The organism is Cellulophaga tyrosinoxydans (assembly GCF_900176415.1).
Lineage (GTDB): Bacteria > Bacteroidota > Bacteroidia > Flavobacteriales > Flavobacteriaceae > Cellulophaga > Cellulophaga tyrosinoxydans.
The window spans coordinates 1,558,937-1,570,458 of sequence record NZ_FWXO01000001.1 but is presented as its reverse complement, the minus strand read 5'-3'; the positions used below and the strand labels follow the sequence as shown (position 1 = coordinate 1,570,458).

Annotated in this window: 5 protein-coding genes and 1 rRNA gene; 2 read left to right on the top strand and 4 right to left on the bottom strand. The window is 31.7% G+C overall.

Annotated features, from left to right (window positions below; translation table 11 throughout):
• Window positions 1–204 (bottom strand): 16S ribosomal RNA (locus B8963_RS07010); the annotation flags it as partial.
• 415 nt (window positions 205–619) lie between these two features.
• Window positions 620–2,611 carry a putative porin gene (locus B8963_RS07005; RefSeq protein WP_084060674.1) on the bottom strand — a complete coding sequence of 664 codons (1,992 nt, stop codon included), beginning with the start codon at window positions 2,609–2,611 and terminating at the stop codon, window positions 620–622.
• Between the two features lie 173 nt (window positions 2,612–2,784).
• Here B8963_RS07005 and B8963_RS16190 point away from each other — a divergent pair, with 173 nt between their 5' ends.
• Both B8963_RS16190 and B8963_RS06995 read left to right on the top strand, forming a co-directional pair.
• A complete protein-coding gene (locus tag B8963_RS16190) occupies window positions 2,785–7,053 on the top strand; it encodes a thrombospondin type 3 repeat-containing protein (protein WP_084060673.1) in 4,269 nt (1,422 codons plus the stop codon).
• Window positions 7,054–7,065: 12 nt separating this feature from the next.
• Window positions 7,066–7,770 (top strand): hypothetical protein, encoded by a 705-nt coding sequence (locus tag B8963_RS06995; RefSeq protein WP_084060672.1) that lies wholly within the window; start codon window positions 7,066–7,068, stop codon window positions 7,768–7,770.
• A 79-nt stretch (window positions 7,771–7,849) separates the two neighbouring features.
• Here the strand turns inward: B8963_RS06995 and B8963_RS06990 are convergent, their stop codons facing one another.
• Window positions 7,850–9,607 carry a carboxypeptidase-like regulatory domain-containing protein gene (locus tag B8963_RS06990; protein WP_084060671.1) on the bottom strand — a complete coding sequence of 586 codons (1,758 nt, stop codon included), beginning with the start codon at window positions 9,605–9,607 and terminating at the stop codon, window positions 7,850–7,852.
• A 482-nt stretch (window positions 9,608–10,089) separates the two neighbouring features.
• A complete protein-coding gene (locus B8963_RS06985) occupies window positions 10,090–11,517 on the bottom strand; it encodes a SusD/RagB family nutrient-binding outer membrane lipoprotein (protein WP_159447285.1) in 1,428 nt (475 codons plus the stop codon).
• Between the last annotated feature and the right edge of the window lie 5 nt (window positions 11,518–11,522).

Here is an 11,522-nt window from a genome sequence, read left to right as displayed (position 1 = left end):
ATATAATGCCGATGCCGACTCCATATAATATAGGGTATTAATCCAAATTTCTCTGGGCTATCCCCTAGTAAGAGGTAGATTGCATACGCGTTGCGCACCCGTGCGCCGGTCGTCAGCGGAGCAAGCTCCCTGTTACCCCTCGACTTGCATGTGTTAGGCCTGCCGCTAGCGTTCATCCTGAGCCAGGATCAAACTCTTCATCGTTGTTTTGTAAATATTATTCACATCTAACAAACAATACTTCATCCGAACCTAGCCCTTCGTATTCTTTAAGCTAATTCTTTAATCTAATTCTTTATCCAAATACCGTTTCCAGTACTTGAACGCTGTCTTACAATATGTCAATGAACTTCTTTAATTTTCAATACTCTTCGTAGCTCCTAACTACCCTCACTCACTCCTCTTCTAATGCCGTTCTCTCCGTAAGCGGGTGCAAATATACACACACTTTTTAATCCCACAAGACTTTTTAAAATCTTTTTTTTAAATATTTTTAATTATTTCCGCAACACCTTATAAATAAGGATTTAACAAAGAAAAAAATATTTTAAAATAATTGCAATAACATCTAATTAGCAAAATACATTGGCTTTTTAGAAACTCGGTTTACGTAAAGGAATTATGAAAAGAAATTCCAAACAACTCCAAAACGAACAATAAAATCGCGATATGGATAATCTGGTGCAGAATAATAGTTAAAACCTGAAAAAGAAGAATTAAAATGTTCTGCCTTTAGATAGATTCGTGTTTGCTGCACTTTGGCATTTATAAAAAAGTCTAAAAGCGGAAATCCACCTAATTTTTCAGTATTCTGAATATAAAACTCTCCTAGTAATGGATTATAGGAGTTCATATTATAAGAGGTAAAGTATTTAAATGTTACTCCAGTTTGAAGAAACATAGCTTTTTTAAATACATCTGTCGAGTAATAAAATGAATTCCGTGTAGTAAATTGTGGCACATTTAAAACATTAGTACTTTGAGCAACTGTTTGATACATTATGGTATTATCAAGCGCAAAGCCCTTATATTTAAATTCTTTCTGATATTTTACTTTTAAGTAATTTACAGCCTTAGTTTCTTGATAGGGTTTTATAAATTGACTTTCACTTTCTCCTTCTGTAATAATTTGATCAGGATCAACTGCAAAATAGGAGTAATTATCCAAAGATGTTATTTTCACAGAAGCATTACCAAACTGCTTAGTGTCTAGATTAAAATTTAGGCTGTTAGTACTAGTTTTATTAAACGTATTTGTATTGTCCCAATTATAGTTAGCATAATCACTTTGATACAATAAAAAATTAAAGTTTGGCATTTTAGATGAAGAATGTAATTGAGCGCTAAAAACAATATCATCCGCTATTTTGTATGATGCTCCAACATTTAGTATTGTACCTGTTAATTTTCCAGAAAGGTTATATGCAAAATCCCCTTTCAAATTAAAACCTCCTATTTGTTTTTGATAATTTGCTCCTAAAGAAATTTCTTCTCCTTTTATTTGCCTAGCAATAGACTCATTATTAACAATAAGCGTACTATTAAAATAGTAATTATAATTGTAAATATTTAAATTACCCTTTAACCTACCCAATGTTGAATTATAAAATTCTGCACTAAATTGATTATAAAATGTTTTTAAAATGGCTTTGTCTGACAAATTACTTGCCACAAATGCTTCTCCAAAATAATCGTTTTGATTGTTTTGGGTAAATTGATAGTATTTTGTTTCATAATTAAATACATGTCCAATACCCAGTGAAGTTTTTTCCGCAATTGTCGAATCTTTAACTTTTCGTATTAGCTTATATCTATTTTCAAAAAAATACCGCTTACCTAATATTTTAGTTTGAGCATCTGTAAAATTTACATCAATCCTTGATCTATCACTAAAATCGGCATCGCCAGATTCAAACTGGCCTTCTTTATTTGATAATCCTCCATTCTCTTCATTTATCAAATCTTGAGCAGCAATATGCATTCTAATATCATATCTACTATTCTTACTTTGATAATTAGCAGTTGTTCTAAAATTACCCGCTTCGGACTCACTGGAATTGTATTTACCTAATGATCGAAAACCTTTGTATGCGATGGAATAGTTTAATCGTTTTGACAAATTAAAGGTTAATAAAATATCTAAAAACTGCCCCTCTTCAAAAACAGTTTTAAACATAGCATCGGTAGTTGGAGTTGGAACATTGTAATACTTAACATCTTCCATCTCCAAATAATTAAAGTGTTTTGCAGAAGCTCCAATTTTAGGGTAGAATAATTGCGATTCAAAATCATAGCCTAAATTATTATAAGCCTGACCCATATTTGCCAAGGGCAATAATTCAAAATTATCCTTTCTTAAATAATTATAGCGGTACTCCTTTTGTATTGTAAGTGTCGTATCTAAATAAGTAGTGTCTCTTGAGAATGAAATTATTTTGTAATCTTTGATGGTGATATTCTCTTCTTTATCTGATTTTTCCTTTTTAGCTATTTGTTTAAAATCTTTCTTTTCCGAAAGTAAAGTATCAGACTTCACTGTAGTCAACCCAGTTTCTTGCGCAGAAATTATTTTAATACTAAATATGAAAATTATAAAAAACAGATATCTCATTGAATATTACTTATCGAAAACAAAGGTAATTTTTTTGTTATTAAGAAAATGTGAAAGTTTATTTAATACCAAATTTCAAATAAAAGAATTGAAGACCCAAAAAAAGAACCAAACAACAAATAAAATTTAAATTTTGATTTATTTTCAAGATATTTACAAAAAAAGGCTAAAAAATGTTAAGAAAAATACTTTTCTCTTGTTTACTCATATCAAGTTTTTCCTACGGGCAATTTAATCAAGATGCTCCCTGGATGCAAAATATCAAAACAAAAAGTAACCAGACTTCAAAAACAGAAACCATAAGTATTGATGACATATCTAAGGCTTTTAACGAATATTGGCTTGATAAAGATTACAAAAAAAAAGGTAGTGGCTACAAACCATATAAAAGATGGGAAAATTACTGGAATTATTTCGCAAATAGTAATGGAGTGATTCCTTCCTCCAAAGAACTGTATCAAAGTTGGAAAAACAAAGTAGCTGGAACTGGAAAAGTCAATGAAATTAGCAACTGGACATCTATTGGTCCTGTTAACACTTCACCTTTTTCAGGCAGATTACCAGGACAAGGCAGAGTAAATGCTATAGCTGTTGACCCTAACAATTCTAACATATGGTATGTAGGCGCACCTGCAGGAGGGATTTGGAAATCAACAAATTCTGGCTCTTCATGGGTAAACTTATTTGACGATTTTCCGCAAATTGGTGTTTCAGGTATTGCTATTGACCCTAATAATTCTGACATTATTTATATAGCAACTGGTGATGATGATGCTGCGGATTCTTATAGTATTGGTGTTTACAAATCAAATGATGGTGGTTTAACCTGGAATGAAACTGGACTAAATCCATCAAATACAACTATCAATTTTTTAGCAAATGAAATTGTAATTGACCCATCTAATTCGAATATATTATGGTTGGGAACTAATAATGGATTGTTTAAATCTACCGATGCAGGAAATTCATGGGAAGTAAAACAGAATGGGGATATAAAAGATTTTAAATTAAAACCGGGAGACAGTAACACTATATATGCCGTTTCATCCACTCAATTTTTTAAATCCGTTAATGGAAATACTTTCACCACTATAACCAGTGCGCTTCCTGCTTCATCTGGAAGATTAGTCTTAGGAACTTCACCAGCAGACCCTTCCGTAGTATATATTCTAAGCGCCAATACTAGTATAAATGAATACAAATTCCAAGGAATTTACAAATCAGTAGATAGCGGTAATACATTTACAAAAACATCTAATACAGTTGATTTAATGGAATCAAACCAAGCTTGGTTTGATCTAGCCTTAGAAGTATCGCCAACAAATGCCAACGAATTATATGTTGGCTGCTTAAATATTTGGAAAAGCACTAATGGAGGGATATCATTTAACAAAAGAAATAATTGGTTTGATAATAATGCTGCCTATACCCATGCAGATATACATACCATTAAATTTTTTGGTAATAAATTATTCGTTGGAAGCGACGGTGGTATTTATGTTTCTGAGAATGGAGCAACCACATTTTCTGACAAAACGTCTAACCTAGAAATTAGTCAGTTTTACCGAATTTCTGTTGCTCAAAAAAATTCAGATAAGATAATAGGAGGATTACAGGATAATGGTGGTTTTGTTCTAAATAATAATCAATGGAATAATTATCATGGTGGAGATGGAATGGATAATGTAATAGATCCAAATAACGAAAATTTACTTTATGGATTTACACAAAACGGAGGATCTCTTAACATATCCACTGATTCTGGACAATCTATTGGATCTATTGGCCCACCTCAGAAATCAGATGGTAGCAATTTAGTAGGTAACTGGATTACTCCTTTAGCTATAAGCAGCACAGGAGAGGTTTATTCAGGATTTGATGCCGTATATAAATTGGTTGGAAATTCATGGGTAAAATCATCAAATAATTTCCTTGCTAGAAACGAGCTTATTGATGATTTAGAAATTGACCCCAACAACCCATCTATAATGTATGCTGTGAATTTTGAAACAATCTACAGAAGCCTTGATGGGGGTGTAACTTTTACTAATATAGCATCTCTAGACAATCAAATATCTGATTTAGCTATAAATAGAACAGACGGAAATATACTCTATGTTACAACTTCATTGAGAGTGGGTACGGCAAATAGATCACAAATCAATGAAACTGATCGAGGGGTTTTTAAAATCACCATCAATAATGATTTTGGTTCAATTGAAAATATTACTCATAATTTACCTACAGATCAAGCTTTTTTCTCTATTATCCATCAAGGCAGGCATATTGACAACCCTATTTACGTTGGCACAAGCTTAGGTGTTTATAGACTTGACGATACTATTGATGAATGGGAAGAATATTATACTAATTTTCCAAACGTAGCTGTTGGTGATTTAGAGATTAGTTTAGAAGATAATATTATTACAGCCGCAACCTATGGTAGGGGTGTATGGCAGTCCCCTATACCTGTAAAAACTGCCGAAAACGACTTAAGTTTAATTTCCGTGGATATAAATTCTGATGCAGTTATATGCTCAAATTTAGATCCTGAAATTTTAGTAGCTAACAAAGGATTAAATGATATTACAACAATCAATATTTCATATTCAACAACTAATTCTCCAGAAGAAAATTATACATGGAACGGCATATTAACAAGTGGACAAACCACAACAATTACATTACCTACTTTAAGCTCTTTGAATTATGGAAAATCAATTTTAAATATAACAGCAACAATCCCAAACGATGCTTTCGCTGATAACAATTCATTAAACAAATCAATTTTTATAAATAAAACTGGAATTGGTAATGCAATTAACACTTTTGACACACCTGAAGAAACTCTAATTGCATATACTGAAGGGAGTAACCAAATAGTTTGGGAAAAAGGAATTCCAAATGGCACATTATTAAATAAGGCTAGTACAGGAGAAGTTTATGCCACAAATTTAGATGGAAATCATCCAGATCAAGTTAAAGCTATTTTATTAAGTAATTGTTATTCTATTTCTTCAATTACAGCACCAGTTTTAAAATTTAAAATGGCTTATGATCTAGAATTAAATTGGGATATTGTTTATGTTCAGTATTCTATTGATTCTGGAAACTCTTGGAATATTCTTGGTAATATAAATAGTCAACCTAATTGGTATAACAGTAATAGAACAAATGCTTTGTCAGGATCAGAAGACGATTGCCAAAATTGTCCTGGCGCACAATGGACGGGAACGAATACAAATTTAACAGAATATTCATATGATTTTGGTGCAAATGCATTGTTAGGAGAAACTGACTTAACAACACAGTCTAATGTAATATTCAGAATTGTATTTCATTCAGATGCTGCTGTTAATCAAGAAGGTGTTGTTATCGATGATTTTCAAATAGAAGGAATAGAAGATGATGAAGATGATGATAATGATGGCATCTTAGATGAAAACGACAACTGCCCTTTAACTGCGAATGCCAATCAAAATGATAATGACAATGATGGCTTAGGTGACGTTTGTGATGCTGATGATGACAATGATGGCATTTTAGACATTAATGATAACTGTCCTTTAACAGCTAATGCCGATCAAGCAGATAACGATGGAGATGGGGTTGGTGATGTTTGTGACTTAGATTTAGATAACGACGGTGTTCCGAATAATTTAGATCTTTGTCCTAGTACCCCTGCTAATGCTATTGTAGATATTAATGGTTGCGAAATATTTTCTTTACCCGCTAACAATTTTAAGATTTTAACGAATAGTGAAACGTGTATTTCAAGTAATAACGGAAGTATATCTATCGAAGCCATACAATCCTTAGAATATACAGCTAATTTGACTGGCAATAATGAATCCCTAAGCAATAACTTTACTACTTCTACCAGTTTCGCAAATATTAAAGCTGGCAACTATACCATTTGTATAACGGTCGCGGATCAACCCAATTACGAAAATTGTATTGATGTGGTAATTTCGGAACCAACACCACTAGGAGTTGGTTCAATAATAAATTCTTTAAACAAGGAAGTTACATTAAGTTTAAATGGAGCCCAAGAATATATTATTACACTAAATGAAAAGGTTTTTAGAACTTCAGAAAATACTGTAACACTACCATTAACAAAAATTGAAAATAAATTATCCGTTCAAACTGATAAAAATTGCCAAGGCATTTATGAAGAAAATATAATTTTAGGAACAGAAGTATATATATATCCTAACCCAATTGTAGGAGGAGAACTTACTATTTTCCTTGGAGCTAACAGCCCAGAAAAGGCATTAATTACGCTTTACAGTATAAATGGAACTAAACAGTTTTCAAAAAAATACACAGTAAATAACAATAAGATTTTATTTAATGTAGATAATCTTTCTCAAGGTATTTATCTGTTAAATGTAAAATCTGGTGAAACACTTTCATCATACAAAATAATTAGAAAATAATACAATAGACCTATGAAAAGCTTAAATTATACAATACTTTTAGCGCTTATTTTTCTTACATCATGCGGTGGTGGATCCGATGGTGGATCTACCACAGAACCGGATCCTATTCCAAATCCGACAGCAGCTACATTGATTTTTCCAGAAAACAATAAGGAATGTACTGAAGGATCAGTTTTAAATGAATTACAAAGTTCTGTAAATTTTCAATGGTCAGCTTCGGAAAATACCGATTCTTACAGTCTAACCGTCACTAATTTAAACACTAATTCATCTTCAACCACTACTTCTAGTACAACAGAAAAAACGATAACACTGCAGCGTGGTACTCCATATGAATGGTTTGTTACTTCAAAGGCTAATGGCACTGCAGAAACAGCGATCAGTTCAAAATTTCGATTTTATAATCAAGGTGTTGGAGTTGAAAATTATGCACCTTTTCCTGCAGTAGCTGTTTCCCCTAAAAGAGGAATCACTTTATCAACAAGAACAAATGTTGATTTACAATGGATTGGAGAAGATATAGATAATGACATAGCATCTTATGAAATTTTATTTGGCACAGAAATAATTCCAACAAATTCCTTAGGCTCTACAACCACTAATACTATGAATACCTCCGTTATTAGTGGAAACGTGTATTATTGGGTTGTAATAACCAATGACCAAGAGGGCAACAAATCAAGATCTGAAGTGTTTGAATTTAAGGTCGATTAATTTAGATATAAAAATATATTACTTAAAAGAAGTAATTCAATCTATATTGAAGATAAAAAAATATTATTTACACAGATATTTAATCCCCCATTGTTAAGAGCGTTTGGTCTAGTGTAATTTCTAATATTTTAAAATTTTGATTTATTTCAGAAAATTTAAAAACTTTTACCTGCTTAGACTGCTTTTTAGAATTATTATAATTATGAAATAAGGTCGCTTTTATATAAGTTGGCTCAAAAGTTCTATTCCCAAAATATTTCATATTTATTTGCCAATTACCATTGGCTATATCATCTATATAAAACTGCTTACTTGAATATCCTATCTGCTTTTGTTTTTTCATCAAATCTGGCCTTTCATCCATAGTATTTGAATTTACCGTGTAATTATTATTGGAATGGACTAATTGTACTTCAAATTCGGCATCAGTATGGCTCCATTCTAACAATAATCTTACAGGCCAAGTATCTTTATACACTTGTTTAGAAATATCCTTTGCTATTTTTTCGCCATGTAGTATTACAAAATTTTTAGACTCTGTTCTTATAATAGAATCAATTTCACTCAAACCATGAGTACTATCTTTTCTTATATGAGATTCATATCTAGAGTATATAGAAGCAGCCTTAGTAAAAAGAGTGTTCTCTGAATATATATTTGCCAAATCTCTATACGATTGTGCATAACTTGGCCTTAACACAAGTAATTTTTCATACAAGTCCACAGCTCTTGCTGTGTCACCTTCAATTTCAAAATGATATGCTAAAACCTTTAAAACGTTCGCATTATCTCCATGAATTTCCTCTATTTCATTATAAATTATATTCTTAGTAATGTGATCACCCCAAGCTGATTTAAAATAAGAAGCTACATCAAATAAATAAAATGGCAAATGCTTAAAATTATCCTTTTCAGAAACGAAGTTTTTAACTGCCTCTTCTCGAGTTTTAGAATTAATAATTCCACTTAAATAAACTTCAGAGTACGAATTTTGCGGGAATGGAACTGCATTACCTCTGTACTTATCACCTCTTAATTTAGCATAATCATAAAGTTGATCAGGACTATCAGGATCAGACTTATAATTTGCAGTTTTTGTATTTATAATAATCATGCCTCCTAATCCTGTCTTACCATATCTTAGTGATATTGCTGGTCCATAAATTATTGCAAGTTTTTTAATATCTGTAATAGACATATGAATTGGAAAATCTCTTGTAACAGAACCATCAATATCATATCCAGCTGGTGCAGGTGTCTTAACTAAAGTTGGTAGATACCTAAGAATTACTTCACTTGTACCAGATTCATTAACGGCAACTCTTGCGGATGTAAATTTTTGAATAAAATCAAAAATATCTATAGCACCAGTACCTTCAAAATCAGTTTCATCAAATGTCATAACCCTATGACCAGAATTTCTAGCATTTATATAGCCATAGGCAGTGTTAAAAATATTCTTATCAAATACATAACGCTCCTCCATTTTTTTTCTTTTACTAACCCTCTCTTTTGAAACAATAACCTCTTTCAAATTTTCCACCTTCGATACCATATTAACATTCAAAACTTCAGTTACATCCTCTATAATTATTTCTACAGGCTTCATACCCAAAGAAGTGAATACCAAAGTCTGTTTTGGCGCTACTTTAGTTTCATATCTACCCCGACTATCAGAAATTACTACCTTTTGATGATTTTTTATGGCAACTTCAACATTAGCTAAAGGTTTAGAAGAAGATGTTATAAATCCAGTCACTTTTTGTGTTTCATCTTGAGCAAAAAGTATAGTTATCGGATTTAAAATAAATAATATTATGAGTTTCAGATTTTTCATTGTAAAATAGTCATTAATTCAACCGTTTAAAACAAAAGTTACAAAAAAAAATATAAGAAACACCAAAAGTATAAATAAAATTAACATGTAAGAAATTACGTAAATAAAGAAAAATATTACTAATTTAAAAGCTAAGATTATTTTAATTTAAATTACAAACTGAAAAGAAATTTACCTTATCATACATGTATTTAAACACAAGATTATTTCAGACTAAAAGTTATTCTATATCAATAAAAAATGAGTGTAATAATTAGACACTGTACTAATTATCCTTATCCTAAAAGTTTTCTTAAAAATGATTGAATTCTGAAAAGTAATAACTAATAAGTCATTAGGGTAAATAATATCTAAAATAAGTATAATCACTTTTATAATGAATACGTTTATTTTTTTACAGTAAGTCTTAATAAGAAATAAACAAAAAAAGACCTTTGAATTAATATTCAAAGGTCTTTTTATCAAGTATTTAAAATATTTGGTTACTTCTGAAACCACATAGGAGTTGTCAAAGGAACAATTTCCGGTGCATTAGGATTAGAAGTAACTTCACTCAAAGGAATTTGGTATCTTCTTATAAAATCTGTCAACACAGCTCCTGTCGGAAGCACAATAGTTGGCACATTATTTCTTCTCTGGTCTGTCCAAGATTCAATCGCTCTTGTGAAGTTAGCAACATAAGTCTCTTCATGAATTTTTCTTAGTGCTACAGCTTCAGTATCACTAGTTATTGATCCTCTTGATGAAGCTAAAAATGCATCCTTATCTGCTTGAGAAATTTGACCAGGAGCTCCATCATAAGAATTCAAAGATGCTGAAATACCTGCTCTATAAAAAGCATTAGCATCTCCGGAAATATACCCTAATAAGGCTGCTTCGGCTAAATAAAAATTTGTTTCGGCAGCTGTTGCATATCTATCAGGCATCGCTGGTCGAATTATATTTAAACTTATTGTTGAAACACCTGTAGTACTAAAAACGCCTTGAGCTTGTCCAACGTAATCTCCACTACTATTTGTATCAAAATACGTCGCTCTTCTTGGATCTGAATTCGAATTCATGATGTTTACCAAAGGAATACCAGCACCCCAAAAAGTATTTACTCCTCCACCAAATTGGTCAATAGTTTTCCAAATTGGATTTTCATTACCTGCAGCATCTGTATAATTCAATACAGCATCTTGAGAAGCATCTAAGATTAAAGGTTGATTTGCAACTGCTTGAATTGCAGATTGTACAGAGGAAGGATCAACATTTGCAATAAGCATTAATGCTTTTAACTTTAAAGAATTTCCAAATCTAATCCAAGATTCCCTATCACCTTTGTAGATAAGATCTCCATCTTCCACAATATCCGTTTCATTTGCTAAATTCGCCAAAGCTTGATCAATTAAAGTAGGAATACCTCTTAACACTTGTTCTTGGGTGTCAAACTTGGGATTTGGGAAATCCTCTACCTGAAGTGCCTCACTAAATGGAATATCCCCAAAAATTTGTGTTAAATTCAAATAAGCAAAGGCCTCTAAAACTTGTGCTTGACCAATAATATTTGTAGCATCGGGTCTATTAGCTTCTGTTAATCTGCGCATTTGTAATAAATTACGTAAGGCAGTAGTAAATTGACCTACCCAAACATTATTAGTGGTATTTGCACTGATATTGTATCGCTCAGGATTAACAAAAACTCCAAAGCCTACAGTCGCTGACCATGATTGTGAATGCATGTTCATAGAGTTCAACTCTACCGTTCTATTCGCCGAAAAACCACCTACGAGCACTTGCGGCATTAATAAATCTGCTTCAATAACTGTTGCAGCTAATGGGTTTGTATTGATACCTTCTATAGAATCCTCGCAGCCAAAAGTTAACAATGCTAAAAAGATAAATAAGGGTTTATAGATAAATTTCATGTTTT